Source organism: Yersinia aldovae ATCC 35236 (assembly GCF_000173735.1).
Lineage (GTDB): Bacteria > Pseudomonadota > Gammaproteobacteria > Enterobacterales > Enterobacteriaceae > Yersinia > Yersinia aldovae.
The window spans coordinates 34,213-52,116 of the sequence record NZ_ACCB01000004.1; the positions used below are offsets into that span (position 1 = coordinate 34,213).

A 17,904-nucleotide genomic window follows, 5' to 3' on the forward strand; every position below is an offset into this window, starting at 1 on the left:
AAACGCGGGCGGAGTAATCACATGACATTAAACCCTACAGTTCTGGTTATAAACAGTGGTTCATCATCTATTAAATTTTCAGTACTTACTGTGAGCAATTGCGAAACCATTGTATCCGGAATTGCCGATGGCATCGGTACAGAAAAACCTTTTCTGCGGATTGATAAAGTCACTCAGTTTCAACTGGCCAAATGGAATTACGCTGACGCATTAGCCGCGATTGCCGATGAGCTGGAAAAACGTGATGTTAATAAATCAATTTCACTCATTGGTCACCGCATTGCCCACGGTGGTGAAATATTCAGTGAATCGGTACTGATTGATGATCGGGTTGTGGAGGAGATCAAAAAAGTTTCACCGCTAGCACCGCTGCATAATTACGCTAATTTGCACGGCGTTGAGGCTGCACGTCAACTGTTCCCCGGCATCAAGCAAGTGGCTGTATTTGATACTGGTTTTCATCAAACGTTAAAGCCGGAGGCTTATCTTTACGCGCTACCTTACCGCTATTTTCGCGAGTATGGGATACGACGTTATGGGTTTCATGGTACCTCGTATCGCTATGTGGTGGGGCAAGCGGCGAGTTTCCTCGGCCTTGATGGGAAGGATTGCGGCCTGATTATCGCTCATTTGGGGAATGGAGCCTCTGTCTGCGCCGTTCAGGACGGCAAAAGCGTCGATACATCGATGGGCATGACTCCTCTGGAAGGCTTGATCATGGGGACTCGCAGCGGTGACGCGGACTTTGGCGCACTAGCGTATCTGGCACGCCAGACTGGGCAGAGCCTGGATGATCTGGATCATATGTTAAATAAGGCGTCTGGCTTACTGGGGATCTCCGGTCTTTCTGCGGATATGCGCGTCCTGGAGAAAGCTTACCACGAGGGACATGACGGGGCGCGTCTGGCAATCCATGCTTTTGTACACCGCCTGGCACGGCATATCGGCGCGCATGTCAGCGCGTTACGCCGATTCGATGGCTTGATTCTGACCGGAGGAATCGGTGAAAACTCATCGCTTATCCGTCAGTTAATACTGGAACATCTGGCCGCTTTTGGGATTGATATTGATCACGGTAAAAATAAGCGGCTGCCGCATGGAACCGCCCACGTCATTACTACTGCCCGCTCACGGGTCGTTGTCGCCGTGATTCCCACTAACGAAGAGAAAATGATTGCGCTCGATGCTGTTCGCCTTGGCTATGCACAACAGGGCACTGCGGTTCCTGAGGCCGTTTTCTAGTCGTTTGCCACATTAAGAAACCACTCATATCTTGTTTATTGGAGTTCGTTCATGAAGACCGATGTAGATGTAAACAATAAAAAATATGCAGATGCCTGGCTGGGATTTAGCGGAAACGATTGGCACAGTGAGATTAATGTTAGGGATTTTATTCAGAAAAACTATCAGCCATATGAGGGGGATGAGTCATTTCTGTCAGAGGTGACGTCTGCCACGCAAAAGCTGTGGGAACAGGTTATGGAGGGGATTCGGCTGGAGAATGCCACTCATGCTCCGGTTGATTTTGATGATGATATCGCCACCACTATTACCGCTCATGAACCCGGTTATATCGAGTCTGGCTTGGAAAAAATCGTCGGGCTACAGACCGATAAACCGCTGAAGCGCGCGTTACACCCTTTCGGCGGTATCAACATGGTACAAAGTGCATTTGACGCTTATGGCCGTGAAATGAATGCCGATTTCAAATATATCTTTACTGATTTACGCAAAACCCATAATCAGGGTGTGTTCGACGTTTACTCCCCTGAGATGCTCAAATGCCGTAAATCCGGCATATTGACCGGCCTACCGGATGGCTACGGGCGAGGGCGCATTATCGGTGATTACCGACGTATTGCACTTTATGGTATCGACTATCTGGTACGGGAGCGCGAGTTGCAGTTTGCCGATTTACAACCGCAGCTTGAGCAAGGGATTGAGCTGGAGAGTGTGATTCGCCTGCGTGAGGAGCTGGCGGAGCATCGCCATGCATTGTTGCAGATTAAGACGATGGCTGCCCGCTACGGTTTTGATATCTCAGATCCTGCCAAAAATGCTCAGGAAGCTATTCAGTGGCTCTATTTTGGTTATTTGGCAGCGGTAAAATCGCAGAACGGCGGGGCGATGTCTCTGGGCAGAACCGCGACATTCCTCGATATTTATATTGAACGCGATTTGGCAAACGGAGCACTGAGCGAACAGGATGCACAGGAGCTTATCGATCACTTCATCATGAAAATCCGCATGGTTCGCTTCCTGCGTACCCCTGAGTTCGATTCGCTGTTCTCCGGTGATCCTATTTGGGCCACCGAAGTGCTCGGCGGAATGGGGTTGGATGGCCGTACATTGGTCACCAAAAACACCTTCCGTTATCTCCACACGCTAGACACAATGGGGCCAGCACCCGAACCGAATTTGACCATTCTATGGTCGGAAGCGCTGCCAGCGGCATTTAAGAGCTATGCCGCCAATGTATCAATCCAGACCTCGTCGTTACAGTATGAAAATGACGACCTGATGCGTGCTGACTTTGACAGTGATGACTACGCCATTGCCTGCTGCGTTAGCCCGATGGTGCTCGGCAAGCAGATGCAGTTCTTCGGTGCGCGCGCTAATCTGGCGAAAACCTTGCTGTATTGCATCAATGGCGGCAGGGATGAAAAACTCAAAATTCAGGTCGGCCCGCAATGTGCGCCAATGACCGATGAAGTGCTGGATTATGAGCGAGTGATGGCCAGTCTTGATGTATTTATGGACTGGCTGGCGGTGCAATACATCAGCGCGCTGAATCTGATTCATTATATGCATGATAAATACAGTTACGAAGCCTCACTGATGGCGCTGCACGATCGTGATGTCTATCGCACGATGGCTTGCGGTATCGCCGGGCTTTCGGTGGCCGCGGATTCCCTCTCGGCTATCAAATACGCTAGGGTTAAACCTATTCGTGATGCAGATGGGCTGGCTGTCGATTTTGCGATTGAAGGGGAATATCCACAGTACGGTAACAACGACGAGCGCGTCGATACGATTGCCTGCGATTTAGTCGAGCGTTTTATGAAGAAAATCAGTAAGCTGCCGACCTATCGCAATGCGGTGCCGACCCAATCAATTCTGACTATCACTTCCAATGTGGTTTACGGCCAGAAGACCGGTAATACACCGGATGGCCGCCGTGATGGTATGCCATTTGCGCCGGGAGCCAACCCGATGCATGGCCGTGATCGCAAAGGGGCGATTGCCTCACTCACTTCAGTCAGCAAACTGCCGTTCAAATATGCCAAAGATGGGATTTCCTACACGTTCTCGATTGTCCCTGCGGCATTAGGCAAGGACTCGGCGATACGTAATAATAATCTGGTTGGCCTGTTGGACGGCTATTTTCACCATGATGAGGCAATGGAGGGCGGGCAGCATCTTAATGTTAATGTGATGAACCGAGACATGCTGTTGGATGCCATTGAACATCCTGAGAATTACCCAAATCTCACCATTCGCGTCTCTGGCTATGCGGTACGTTTCAACGCCCTGACGCCTGAGCAACAGCAGGATGTTATCTCCCGCACTTTCACCCACGCATTGTAATTATCCCCAACCCCCTTTAACAAAGGGGGGTCTTAGGTATTTTTCAGTCTTTGTGCTACAGCATTCAACTTATGTTGAACGATTAGCCGCTGTTTCACTTAACGTAAAATAATTCACTTTCCTAATTTCAGCTCCAGTACTCGATCCACAGAGGTAATCGTTTCAGTTCTATGAGCTGTAAGCAGTATAGGTAACTCTAACTCCTTTTCCTTTGGTTCTTACCTAACAGAGCCAACTGAGTTGCCGATGGAGTCAAGCCCATTTTTGGGCAAGCTGTTATTGTGTGAAATAGCAACGCTGGAATCTGACTGATAAGTTAGCCCTTATAGAACCAAGCTTTTAAATGGTTAAATGATGACATTTTTATATCTTCTAATGATATCTAATTTCTAGCCAGTAATACGTATGACTTCAATATAATTCATTAAGAATACACACTGATGCGGTTGAGTATTTTATGCTTGAACTACTTAGTAGTTATGACTCCTACCGACCTCATGGTGAAATGCAATTGACCTGGGTCACATTTATTATAAAATATTTGTAGGAATATTCTCTCTAATAATCTCTTATGTTCTTGTTCTTATTTTAATTGAATTTCGTTGGCGCTCTTGTACCGCAATGTCTTACGGTATTATTAATGAGAAATTTCTCATTTGTCGAGTTGAATAATACATTTATAATGTGTAGGACGTTTACAATTGGTAACATTTAGATGGTTTGTCTTATACAATCAATGTTTCTACACTATATCTCGCGGGTGTTTAATCGATATTTTATTTAAGTGAGAACGCATTTTTATACTTGGTAATTTTATCATGAGAGTGGGCGATGGTATTATCATGATTATTTAAAATAATCCTGTTTTATTCAATGCTATGTGTCTTCCTCTTGGTCGTTTAAACTTATTACGCATTGGTTTAAAAATGGATTTATTAATTTCACATATTTAACATGGAAGTCAGGTTATGTCTAAAAATATTCTCTCCGTATCTATTATAATCATTTTGGGCGGCTACCCGTGTCCACCGTTATTATTGACCATCCTCTTGGTTTATCTGGTGGTCTCTCTTCCGATACTCATAACTTATCGAAGTACGAATGCTTTTACTGCTACTTATACAGCCGGAGTAACCTATATTTATAGGGCCAGAAAATTTGAGCATAAAGAACATATTTTCCAGATGACTTTTAATAGTATCGATTCCTCCTGTCTTGCCACAACACTAAGGAATATCATCAATACTGTCAGGAATAACTCTAGAATGCCCATTTTACGGAGTGAACTTACATACATCAAATAGTCCTCGTGAATGTCACGTATCGTCGGAATATGCTACCTCTTTGAATGTAAGATGCGTAAGAGTATTGCTTAAATTTTTAGAAATTTCTCCGATAAATTTTAGTGAATACCTTGCTCTGTCAGTCCTAATTATCTGAGCAGGAATATACACATTCAGATAATTAGAATTATCACCCTTGAGTCGAAATGCAATGATAAATAGGGAATGTAAGCACATGGATAAATCATCTCTTGCTGTTTTTAATAAAAAATATATTTATTATCAGTACCTCTATACATTAGACTCAAGTCACGGTCATCACTCTATGCTTGGTAAAGAAAATCGCCTGAGTCGTGAGGTGAAATCATCTAATAATACATGGTTATGTATCAGTCAGATAAGAGGGCTGTTATTGGCAGTGTTATTATCAATAATAATTGAGAGTAGCGCATATGCGGTAAATTATACAACAACGCAAATTTGCAGTAACGGTCAAACCTGTATTTATAGTGCTGCGGACACATTTAACCCCTCATCAAAATCTGCAATCTACGTTATTGATAGTCAGTTACAATTAACGGGGAGTCAGTTGTTCTTTACTGATTCCATTGGAGTTATTTTGGACAATAGCACAGGGGAAATAACAGATGCGATTATTAATGGTGCTACCGATTCGACCTCTGGGGTGAATGTATCAGTGCGAAACTCATCACTGTTAACGCTACTTGGTACAAACAGCCTAACAGGCTCACGTAGAGGATTAAACGCTCAAGGTAATAGCCATGTCATTAGCAACGGCAATCTTGATATAGATATAAATGATCCATTCGCTCTAAACCCAGAAATATCTGGAATAACGAGTTTCGAGGCATCAATCATCGAACTTAATGGTTTACAAACTAACATTAGCTTGGGGAACTCTCGTATAAATGAAGCTAAGTATGGGCTGTTCGTTGATAGCGGTGGAGTAATAACCACCGATAATGTACAAAGTTTAGTTACTGTCACTACATATGGCACGGGCGGAGAAGCGGGCATCATGGCGACAGGGCTTAACAGCCGTATTAGTTTAGTGAACGCAAATATAAAAACATTAGGGTTATCTGATTCATTATCGTCAGTCAGTGCATATAATTCAGGAAACGTTACTTTCAGCGGCTTGCTTAACATCGAGTCTCCCTTTTCTAAAGGTGTAGAGGTAAGCAGCGGTGGGGTAGTCTTGTTAAATGATGTAAATATTGCTAATAGTGGTAATCAAGACCATTCAATTTACGCGCAAGGTGATTTATCCAAGGTTGGAATAACCGGATCGGCGAATCTTTGGATTGGTTATGGCAGTATTGCTGTTGATGGTGTACATGCGGATAACAGTAGTCGTATTGATCTCAATGGTACCACTGTTATTAACAATAAAGGGTCCATATCCAGCTCTGGGATTATCGCTACTCATTCGGCTATTATTGATATTACAGGCTCGACACTAATTACAATTTTTGGTGATGATTCATTCGGTTTAGCTGTTTATGACGGTGCATCGCTGCTCGCGCGTAATACTGATTTAGTGATTAATACAACGGGGAGCGGTGCCTCCGCCATCCTGGTCTCCGGTGAAGATACTGTATTAAGTGTTAATGGCGGGGCTATTAACACTACAGGCGCTAATGCGCATGGTATCAGCGTGACTAATCGTGCTGGTAAGACACTAGATAAAAATATAAATAATATCCTTCCGCATGTGACTATTTCCGGTAGTGGTTCTGCTGTGTTAAATGCCTCAGGGACTGCCAGCCATTTAACATTACTTAATACATCATTAAATACGGCTATGACCGCTGGCTTAGATTCGTGGGGAGCTAAAGCAGAGAATGAAGGCTTGATTACCTTAGGAACAAACACAGATACAGGAGGAACTCGCCTCTGGGCCACCGGTGGGATCATTTCACTTAGTGACAATGCAAATGCTGCTGGTTCACAAATCAAGCTGAATACCTTAGGAGTATTAGATATATCGGCCTTCAATGGTAATGCCACGGTAGGCTCTATCGACGGTGATGGTAGCATTGCACTGGGTCGTAATACGTTGATTATCGGCGCAAATAATATAAGTAATAATGGTAGTTTGGTTGATAATGCTGATTATGCAGGTGCCTTCTCTGGTAGTGGTAATCTAATTAAAACCGGCAACCTCAACCAAATATTGTCCGGTGCGGGTCACATTGTGAGTGATATATTTGTTAATGAGGGGACGCTTACCTTTAAACAAAACGGTACCTTCACTGCTACGGGGAATTTCACTACTGCGGGTGGTGCAACAACGGTTATTGGTGCACAACCTGCAATATTACAGGTTGGCGGTGCTTTTAAGCAGCTTGCAAATAGTAACCTGGTTGCTTGGATAGGCGCGTCACCTGATATTATTGCAAATAGTGCAACACTCGAAGGCAAACTTACAATTAATGGATTCAACGCCATTCCTGAACCGATATTAGCCAGTGCAGTGACCAACCAAAACTACAACTTCATTCACACTACCAACGGCATAACCGGTAATTTTACTAATATAAACAGTATTGATGGTTCATTTATAAACAGCGGACTTGACTATCTGATTACCAGTGGTTTCGTCGAGAACAGTGGATTAGATTATAACTTGGGTTTCGAAATGGCCTGGACAGAGACTAATCCCACCAATCGGAGAGGGAGCTTCAGTCTGGCCGAAGGCTCTGCTTTTAATGTAGATTTAGTTTTAGCTAATCAACCTGCGAGTAATACATGGTCAGGACAAGAGCTTATTAAAAGTGGCAGCGGTTTGTTAGTCTTATCAGCAAAGAACACCTATACCGGCTCAACAACAATTACTGGTGGAGAACTGGCATTGAAGGGTGCTGGAAATATATCGACCAGTAGCAATTTGTCGCTAACCAGCATATATAGCCTCTTCGACGTCAGCAGTATTTACGGTACTGATACCACAGTCAATAATTTGTCGGGCGTACCTGGAAGCCAACTGGTACTGGGTGGTAAAACTTTAACGGTCAATAATAGCCAAGATACAGGCTACGATGGCAATATAGATGTGAGCGCAGCCAGCTTAGTCAAGGTTGGAAATAGCACATTGACGCTCTCAGGTAATACAGCCTATACCGGTAATACTTTGATCAAACAAGGTCAGCTCGTCCTGGATGGTGTTCAGGGTGGGGGGCAGTTGGTCAGTGACATAACCGGATTACAAAATACTCAACTTAGTCTGGTTCGTGGTGCAAGTTTAACGGGTATTATCGATCCAATCGATGTGAGTATTGATAGCCGTAGTCACTGGAATATGACTGGGGACTCTATAGTTAATAAGATGATGTTAGCGGGCAATATCTATTTCTCTCCCGTGAGTAATTTAACGCAAGGGAGATCTTTGGAAGCGGCTAACTGGGAGGGACAAAACGGAGTTGTAGAGTTGTTCGCTACGTTGAATAACGGGCAGTCTATTAGCGATAAACTCATCATTAATGGTGGGAATGTAACGGGACAAACCTATATAGCCGTACATAACGCAGGCGGATTAGGGGGACAAACTACGGGAAATGGCATTCTGGTTGTCGAGGGTATTAATGGCGCAAACACCACAGTTCAAAGTAGCAAAGATAGTTTTAAACTTATCGCGCCTGTTTATGCCGGAGTGTACTCTTACAAATTAACCGCGGGTGATGCACAACAACGGGGCGAAAACTGGTATCTCACGAGTACATATTCATATCGACCAGAAACAGCTCTGCTCCCCTCATCTATTGATTTAGTCGGACAAATATGGCAAAGCATGGTCAGTACATTGAATGATCGCCGTGGTGATGCACATCGCGGTAATGATACTGAAATTGGAGTGGGCCAAGCGATTTGGATGCGTTTTATTGGGCAGGATAATCAACGCAACAGTAATGAAGGGGGCAGTACACCGGCATTTCAAGCACATATTAGTGGGCTGGAATTAGGTACGGACCTGTGGAACAGAAAAACGGATGATGATGCTGATAACATTGTCGGTGTTTATACGTCTATGGCGCATGGTGACGCCGATGTAAAAGGTTTTATTGATGGTGGAATGAATATTGACGCCGGTTCGGTAAGTAGTGATGCCTATAGCATAGCGGGCTACTTTACGCGCACAGAGTCAAATGGGCTTTACACTGATACCGTATTACAATATGGGTGGTCTGTAGGGAATAGAGCAAGCCGTATTAATGTCAATGGACAAGGTATTACAGCGTCTTTAGAAATTGGTTTTCCATTCTCTGCCAATAAAACATTTTTTATCGAGCCACAAATTCAAGTTATTTATCAAAATATGCAATTCGATGATATCGAATTAGCAGAGACCTCAGTAAGCAGCATTATCAGTGATCAAACAACCGGCCGTATCGGTTTAAGAGGTGTTTGGCATGATGTGACTCTTGGTACTGTACAATGGACACCTTACCTTAAAGTAAATGCGTGGGGTCAAACAGGTGGAAATATTCAGACTGCTTATATGACGGAAACCCATGAAACCACGTTGCAAAACAACTTCCACCACACCACATTGGAATTAGGTGGTGGCACATCACTTGAATTAAGTCGTACTGTGAGTGCTTATGTACAGGCTAGCTATCGTGATGGGCTTAGCCATGGTGGTCATACAACACAAGGTTCACTGGGGCTAAATTGGCGTTTCTAAATAGCTGTTTAATAAATCGATGAGATTGGACACTTTGTTAGCCGTATTAATAAAATGAGAGTGAAAACAATCTTTATCAACGAGTTTAAATAAATGTGTTGGTTCGTCAAGGTATATTAAAACAGAGGAAGAACATACTGAAACACCATATCCAAACTTGTCTGCAACAGACTTCAGGAACAGTGATAAGGGATCAATCCAGTCTGGTTAACATTGATAATTGGGATGCAGCCTAAAATGGGTAATCCATTGAGCAGAAATTACGGTTCCAGACGGTAGCCAATTATTAATAGAGCATGATACGCTATTTTGTCCAATTGATGTTAAGTGAAATTTGTCATGTGGCTTATTGATTTATATGTTTATAGCTATATTAACTTTATGAGGTGCCTTATGATTATTGCTACAATATCTGATAATAATAATATATTTGCTGAGGGGCTTAAGGTTATTTTAGAAACTAGTTTTGAATGTTATTCAATACAAGTTAATATTGTAAGGGACCATAATGGATTGGATGTGTTGGCGTTCTATATTCCTGATGGTAAAGGTAATGTCAAGTTCAGTAGTGATGCACTTAAAATAGTGAATAGCAGTGAATATGTGTCTGATGCCTTTCAGGGAAATAATAATTATATTTATCGTGATGATAAAGTGAATACTATCATATGTAAGTCAAACGTTGTGCTTGGTTTTCTTTTTTTTAGAGTCATCACGGGATCCGTCTCCTATCAAAAAAAGAAACCTAAATCCCCTGTCTGTAGTCGAGAATAGAGTTATTTCATTGATATCAGAAGGATATAGTATGATTCAGATTGCCAAAGCTTTGAACAAAAGTGTGAAAACAGTGAGTTTTCAAAAAAGATCGGTAATGAATAAACTTAACATCACTAATAATGCTGATTTATATACTTGGATTTATCATGAGTTTAACGTATTAGGCAGATAGTGAAGTGGAATACTGAATTTGGCCACCGGCATAGAGGTGATATTGTATTCACTCCCGCTGGACGTATTTTAACCAGAGAGCTTTAGCTATATATTGAATTATGAAGCGCAGTGTAATTAATAAGTGTGGGGCAATTCACTGTGAACAGCCCCATCAATCTATAACAATCGCCTGACATAAATTAGCTGCGTTATTTTCGCGGATTTAATTATATGTCATGGTGAAGTTTGCTGTACTGTTTGCAATACCGGTCCCTACTGCTCCCTCAGTTTGATAATAACGCGCTTTTAAAGGAATGGAATAAGTTGCTTCTGTTGTGTTCACGACAAAAAAGGGAGCATTAAGTGGAATGATGTTATTTGAATTATCCAATAGCTGGACGCCCACGCCGGTAGCTCCACCTGGCGTTAATGCAAGGATATCCGCTGTTCCTGATGACACACCATCAAAAGTGATATTAACGTTAGTATTAATCGAGCAATTAGTCAGGTCAATCTTGAAACTTTTAGCCTCTGATGTACTACCAATATGTGTAAATATATTTTTAGGAATCATCCCTAAGTTCACATCAACGGAGGGGGTTGCCACCGAGCAACCCGAGTTTATGATGGTTCCGCCCGTTAATTTGAACCGTGTGATTGATATACCCATTTGAGTGTCACGAATAGATTCGTCGTATATTAGCCCTGTCGTCAATGCTCCTGACCCCACACTGTCAGACGTCTTATACAATTTGACTTGTACATAAATACCGTTGGGTGCAGCGCCATACTGTACGTTGGGGACTAAATTACTATTTGTAAAAGGAGACGGGGGGAAGACTGTCGTCCTGTCGCCTCTGAGCGTAGTCACTTGTACACCCACCCCTGGAATATTCGTATCCATCATAACGGAGTTTAGATCGGGTGGTGCCAGCGATGAGGGCGTTATAAAGATCAACGTCTGCCACGTTCGACTCCATGTCGCAGAACAGGTGAAATTAACAGGCCAACTTAAATTTCTTGAGCCACTATCAGCAAGCAGGTCACCGACGTTTTTACCTGCGGTATCGATATTTCCGGGATTCCAGGACGCTTCCGTTGAACGATCTCCTCCTCCTATAAATAGACATGCTGTCCTCCCCTGAATGGAGAATAAAAACAGCACTAATAATCCCATTTTTAATAAATAGTTACGATGTGTAGGAGCTTTGCTATTCATCGATATATTTCCTTCAAATAATTATGAGCAATATTCACTGACAAATTGCATCTATGTGGCGAATAGAAGGTGAATTAATAACCTCAGGTAATGTAAAACTCACCTGACAGCGTTGCGAAATATCGTCCCCCCATTTCACCTCTAAATGCACATTATCGGGGATGCCACTCATATAAACCTGACCTTCGTCCCCAACGATACTGGTGTTGGGCTGTGCGGTTGCTGCAACATCGCTTTGGGTGACGATTGCGCCAAAGGGCACGGGTTTATTCCGGTATTGGAGATTGATTAATACACGGCTACCAACACGGGTTTTAAAATCAGCCAGTACAAGTGCCCCTTGTGTCGGGACTACGTTCTGAACCGCCAGATCGATATCGACATCATCGGCCATCGATTGGGTATCCAGTGCAATACGATTATTGCGGTAGGTACTGACAGAAGACACCACGGTATATCCCCGCCAGTCGGTATAAACGCCGGTATTATTTTCTACCCGCAGACCTTTTGCTCCTGGGGCTCGAACTAATGCTGCGGTATCGCCAAATTGTTGTGAGAAAGTTACACCGTAAGGATGGGCCGCAATGCCGCCATTCAGACCATAATTAAGCTGATGAGAATCATTGCTATAGTTATAACCTGTTCTCACTTCACCATAGGTTCCTTTATAACTCAGATTGGCATTCCCGCTGCTGCCCCCTCCCCGATTACTGTATCCCTGTGAAATGCCGTAGCTCAGATTATTATCAGCTAACGCCGTTCCACTCAGCCCAGCTTGCTGTGCCGTACTTCCACCTTTAGTCGTATTAATACTATAAGTCGCCCAGCTATTAGGCAGCCATCGGCTGAGTGGAATATGCACGCCAAAAGCGAACTGTTGGTTTGCCGCAATATCGCTTCCCGGATTTTGGGTATAGCTGTAACTGAAACTATAATTGATACTTTTGTAGCTCAGATTATATCCAGCCATAATACTACGTTCATAACCCTCTTTTCGCCAGTAGTCTTGTTGATAACCAGAGAAATTAAGCGATCCGAAATCTCCCATTGATTGGCTGATATTGGCCTGTATTTTGCTGCGCTTATTATAATTCGACATACCATTAGTGGTGTCGACATTGCTCCACTCATTCACTTCTTGAAAATCATAATAACCCTCTGTGGAGTAGCGGTATCCAGCCAGGCTAAATGAGGTGCTCGTTACGGCAATATCTTTTGAATAACGGAATCGATAAGATTGCCCTGAATGAGTTGTCGTATCCGGTAATTCTGTATTGGCCTGAATACCATCGAGAGAAATTGACCCCCAGTCATTAAAGCCATAACCGAGGCCCACTGCTATTGCGGTATAGTTTTCTGCAATCAGTGATCCACCATAAACGGTTGTGGCATAGGGCAGGCCATAAATCAGTGTGGCCTGACCAAAATTAGGCGTTTGGCTATTATTATTTGAAGACCGATATTGCCCGGCCGTGGCCGCATATTTCATTTGCCCTTCGCGGAGCATAATTGGCACGGACGAAAAAGGCTGGGTAAAGCTCCGTTCACTACCGTCTGCCTCCCGGATAGTGACGTCCAGATTACCACTGGCTGCGGTCGGGTAAAGATCAGTGATTTCAAATGCGCCAGGGGCGACATAGCTCTGATAAATAATGGAGTTATTCTGACGGATAGTAATCTGAGCGTTCGACTGTGCAATGCCACGAATAACTGGCGCAAAGCCTCTTAAACTGTCAGGCAGCATATTGTCATCGGAAAGCAACTGAGCACCTAAGAATTGCACACTGTCGAAGATATCACCGGGGGATGCAGTTTCCCCAAGCACCAGTTGCCCGCGGAGAGATTGGATATCACGTTGGGCATAAGTATTAATACTGTCCCAATTTTGCCCACCGCTGCTACTGTCAGAATAAGCGGAATAGTTACGTAATCGCCATGCCCCCATATTCAGCCCGCTGCGCAAATTCAGGTAATAACTATTGTTAGCTGCGGACTGATTATTGCTGAGGGTATTCGAACCACTGAAATTATAATCCATCAACAATGCAGTCAGCCCTGAATCCCACAACTCGGGGCTAACGTACCCGCGCGCACGATTGTCCAATGCAGCCTGCGGAATGCTGAGATTCAATCTCTGCTGATTAAAATCAAGACGGCTGCTGGCCTGGGGTATATACAGCCCTAAATCTGTTAATGGCGTATCGGGTGGTAATGCTTTTAACGCGGGAAATGCATCAATTTTCACGCCTATATCACCGAGTTGACGGGGCGTTAACTCCGGTTGTAGCTTGCCATTGATATCGACAAAATTCACCTTCTGCGAGCTAATGCGGCGATCGCCTAAATAAATATCAACCCAGTAGGTACCCGGAGACTGCCCTCCCGCGCGAGAGAATTGGCTCAGATCTGTCAGTTTTTCTGCGCTCCCCCTCATCTCAAGCGATGCCGGGTTGAAATAGTCTTCTGCATTGACAAATATTGGATAGAACATTGCCCCCAGGGTGACCTGAGTACTGATGCAAATAGCCAGCCATGAATACCGATACGCAGGATAAGTCGCTTTAGAACAGGTAGGCGTCGAGTATACAGAGACAAGATTGAGCATGTTTTTCCCTAACCTTCTGCATTATCTTGAAGGGATAAAATTTAAAAAAATAGAACCGATGCGGGCTATAAAACCACGTTCTGCCGTGGTGTGATGCCACCGTAGTCATTGATGGTTCCCCAACTGATCTGCGCTGATGCCCCAATGGGTTGGCTCAACACTTTCTTATCAAAAGGCGACACCATGACACTCTCTTTAATCGGCTGATTATTAATATAGATACGTGAAAATGAAATATAGTAAGGTGTGGGGTTAGTGATTTGTAGCTGATTATTAACACGGGAAAACGTGACTTTCTTATAGGCTTCACTGGCTCCATTAAACAAATTCCGAGGGCGATAAATCAACTTCATTTTGGAGTTAATAGAGATAGATAATCTGTTGACGGCATTTTTTTGCGTGGCGGGAATAGCTTTTATATTAACCCAAAATATCGATTCTTTATCATTGGGTAATGCGCCGCCGGTGAGCATAACACGCAGAATGTTCTCTTGTTTCCCATCAAGTCGGAACAGGGGCGGAGTCACAACAAATGGCGGTTTTTGCGTATTATTACTGGAATAATTATCAACCCATGACTGAATAAGATAAGGCATTCCTTCATCGGGGTTCCTTATGGCGACGGACGCCTCTTTTTTTGAGCTATCATAAATGAGGCGGGAACCCGTAATAATGACGCCAGCATAAGCCGCATTTGAAATAAACATTAACGATATAATTTGTACAGCAATCATGCCTATCTTAAGCATCACGTTCTCCTCGCTAATAAATAAGTGGTCTAATTATCCACACACGTATATGGGACACTGGGCATCCATTCCCAGCAGGGTAATAACTTAGTTATAAGCGATTTCGAAAGTTGCAGTGGCGTTAGCACTGCCTGCCGTAACACCCGCGGTAAGTGCTTGATAAGCAGCTTTAAACGTCCATGTATTCGTCCCATCGACCAACGTTTTTGTTAAAGATGCTTGATTTAAAGGAACAGTTGTAGTGCCGTTCTCCTCAAACAGAGCAACAGCAACGTTTGTTGCCTCATCGCCACCATCAACAGTAATGGCGAGTAAATTCGGGTTTGTACTCGCGGTGCCGCTGAATGTGACGGTTGCGGTTGAAGCCGGGCAGTTTTCCAGGTTCAGAACAACATCTTTAGGGGTAGTCTGTGCGCCAGTTGTTTTCAAGCTATCTAATGGGTACATACCGAGTGCTACATTGACGGTACCACCACCGACAATGCTACAAAGGGTATCAACAATCGACCCCGTAAATTCGACCGAACCTGTGGGTGCCGCATTAGCACTATTGAGGGTGCTAAATGTAAAAAGGCTGGCGCTAAGGACAAGTAGTTGGATCTTTTTCATATTTAATTTCCCAGAATAATTAGTATCTATTGATTGAAAAATAGGCACAGTAAATACACCCATAGAGTATTGAATGGGATTAACACTAAATAAAATAATATTGATAAGTCATCCCTAACCATCAGTTTAGGCCAGTAATGAACTTATCTTTACATTGTACGGATGCATGACACAGGTAGCATTACGCCATATATTCACTCCTCTATGGTGGGATTGAAATTCACTGTTCTGTCCTTAATACAGTAGAGCTTACATTATGATAAATAGACTTTATTTAAACATATTGATTGTTCTTTAAAGTATCTCATGTCAAAAATAGAACAAAAAATAAATCACTTTCCACGCTTCAAATAACACACGTTCAAGGCGAATGGCCATATCGCCATAAGCTATTACTTATGGAAAATACCATTGAGATAGCGACAGTGTTCGTTTCTTAGGCTATTTATTTTAACAAGAAACAAAAAGCGTTTTAGTCTAATGAAAAATAAATTAACACACCGCACAAATAGCAAAAACAGACTTTGTAGTCACTGTGTCAGGATGTTTTCTGTAAGGCCATGCAATCATCATGGGAATCTGACTTGCTTGGTATCATACTCTTCATGGTAGGTCATTTTTCATTAATGTGTGATGTATGATAATACTAGACTTATCTTAAATTTATGCCAATAAATTTTTAACCAAATTATTGATCTTGATCTGTTTTTTTAGTGTATCGTTGATCTTACCACCCTAAATCTTGGCTATAAAATCCAATTTTATATGTAACATTTAGAGTGTAAGTGTATGCTTTTATTAATAAAAAAAATGAATATTTAGGCGTTTCTACTTAAAAATAATGTGAACACATCTTGTCTTAATACTAGATGTTACAAGTAACATAAATGATAATGAATATCACTAAGAATAATCTCATATCAAATATCTGTTTTTTAGGTGAAATTCAATCCAGTCAGGTTAGATTTGAATGGCATTATAGAATGTATAAGTTAAATGATTTTTTGGCTCGTAAGTATTTTATTGTGTAAGGAGAGTGTGGTAGAGAGCACAGATCTGAAAAATAGAGAAAAGAAATTTTAAAATATAGACATTGACCATCAAATGTGCTGATTGAAACCACTCAAACCATCTTATTGGATGCAGCAACTGACCCGCCCCAGAATAGATACAAAGCTCAGTGAGTAATATTGGGTTGTTGACTGCTAATTTTAGGATTCCGCCATATTGCGGTAAATTCCTACGGTGTAATATAATTCAACGTCTGATGAGGGCGCATACATTATAACCTCCCCGTGATGCCTTGATTATCTTCCAAGCCTGAACGATATCACTGAATCTATGCTTTTCCGAACGTGCATCACGAAAATAGTCGTTAGCACTCTCTATAAATTTATTTTGAATGAGTGGGCTTCAACGCTGTATTTATAATTCCACGGGTTCAGCAGCCCAGAGTTTTTGATGTTGTGGGTTCGGGATTTACAGCTCTGGCGGCAAAATGGGAATAGCGACTACCTGGTTACGTATTCTCGTAGTGGCTAGCACCTATGATACAAGCGAGCATATTCCGTCGGTAAGTTTGGTTTATTCTCTGATGCTGTTGCCCTGTTTTGAGAGAAAACGACTCCAGCCATCCTCGCGCGAGGGGGGGGGCGTCTTGCGGGACGTGAAATCAGAGTATAAAACGAGATAAAAAACAGAAAAGCTAATGTAGCGGCCACGCTCATGACACCATTTTGATATTTGTGAGACTCAAGTCTTAACTTTGAATTAGAGGGAATAAATAACTAAATAAAGCAGAGTAACAGAGTGAAAAAGATAAAATTAATTATCATGATATCTTCATTTTTTTGTTTAATTTAAACTATTTTGATCGTGTAACCTATTGTTATAAGTAATTTTTACTGTTTTATATTTAACTAATACATGCGAATAGTGCACGGTTTGACCTGAGTCGGTAAATGCAGTATGCTTCTTTCGCCTTAGGAATATAGACGTGAAAATTTAATCAAGGAAGATTAACTGAGGAATGACCTTATTTTATCAGTGTATTTATGAAAGCCGTTGAGCACGTAAGTGTTCACTTTTTCTGTTTTTGTTGTTTATAGTTTTGTTGCTAGTTAGCAAGCTATGTAAGTATAGGGATAACCTCTATACGGAATTTCTGTTTTTATTATCGAATGTTCGGTGTTTGTTCCACTTTACGGATAGCACAT

9 protein-coding genes are annotated in these 17,904 nt (G+C 42.6%); 5 read left to right on the plus strand and 4 right to left on the minus strand.

Annotated features, from left to right (window positions below; translation table 11 throughout):
* Nucleotides 1-21: 21 nt before the first annotated feature.
* The 5 genes from tdcD (at nt 22) to YALDO0001_RS22310 (ending at nt 10,525) form a co-directional block, all read left to right on the plus strand.
* Nucleotides 22-1,242: a propionate kinase gene (tdcD, locus tag YALDO0001_RS02980; RefSeq protein ID WP_042839331.1), complete on the plus strand. Its 1,221-nt coding sequence runs from the start codon at nt 22-24 to the stop codon at nt 1,240-1,242.
* Nucleotides 1,243-1,293: 51 nt separating this feature from the next.
* On the plus strand, nt 1,294-3,588 hold the full coding sequence (gene pflB, locus YALDO0001_RS02985) for a formate C-acetyltransferase (RefSeq protein WP_004699739.1): 2,295 nt from the start codon (nt 1,294-1,296) through the stop codon (nt 3,586-3,588).
* Nucleotides 3,589-5,106: 1,518 nt separating this feature from the next.
* Nucleotides 5,107-9,576, plus strand: coding sequence for an autotransporter outer membrane beta-barrel domain-containing protein (locus tag YALDO0001_RS02990; protein WP_042839332.1), 4,470 nt, complete (start codon nt 5,107-5,109; stop codon nt 9,574-9,576).
* 393 nt (nt 9,577-9,969) lie between these two features.
* On the plus strand, nt 9,970-10,350 hold the full coding sequence (locus YALDO0001_RS21175) for a hypothetical protein (protein ID WP_004699743.1): 381 nt from the start codon (nt 9,970-9,972) through the stop codon (nt 10,348-10,350).
* 31 nt (nt 10,351-10,381) lie between these two features.
* Nucleotides 10,382-10,525, plus strand: coding sequence for a LuxR C-terminal-related transcriptional regulator (locus YALDO0001_RS22310; RefSeq protein WP_004699745.1), 144 nt, complete (start codon nt 10,382-10,384; stop codon nt 10,523-10,525).
* 204 nt (nt 10,526-10,729) lie between these two features.
* Here YALDO0001_RS22310 and YALDO0001_RS19655 read toward each other — a convergent pair whose 3' ends face one another.
* The 4 genes from YALDO0001_RS19655 to YALDO0001_RS03015 form a co-directional block, all read right to left on the minus strand.
* Nucleotides 10,730-11,725, minus strand: coding sequence for a fimbrial protein (locus YALDO0001_RS19655; protein WP_004699747.1), 996 nt, complete (start codon nt 11,723-11,725; stop codon nt 10,730-10,732).
* A 34-nt stretch (nt 11,726-11,759) separates the two neighbouring features.
* The gene (locus tag YALDO0001_RS03005; RefSeq protein WP_004699748.1) at nt 11,760-14,216 is read right to left on the minus strand and encodes a fimbria/pilus outer membrane usher protein; all 2,457 of its coding nucleotides are present in this window, start codon (nt 14,214-14,216) and stop codon (nt 11,760-11,762) included.
* A gap of 179 nt (nt 14,217-14,395) precedes the next feature.
* Nucleotides 14,396-15,079 carry a fimbrial biogenesis chaperone gene (locus YALDO0001_RS03010; protein WP_231583202.1) on the minus strand — a complete coding sequence of 228 codons (684 nt, stop codon included), beginning with the start codon at nt 15,077-15,079 and terminating at the stop codon, nt 14,396-14,398.
* An 87-nt stretch (nt 15,080-15,166) separates the two neighbouring features.
* Complete coding sequence (locus tag YALDO0001_RS03015; RefSeq protein ID WP_042839333.1) at nt 15,167-15,688, minus strand: fimbrial protein; 522 nt, start codon at nt 15,686-15,688, stop codon at nt 15,167-15,169.
* Nucleotides 15,689-17,904: the final 2,216 nt, after the last annotated feature.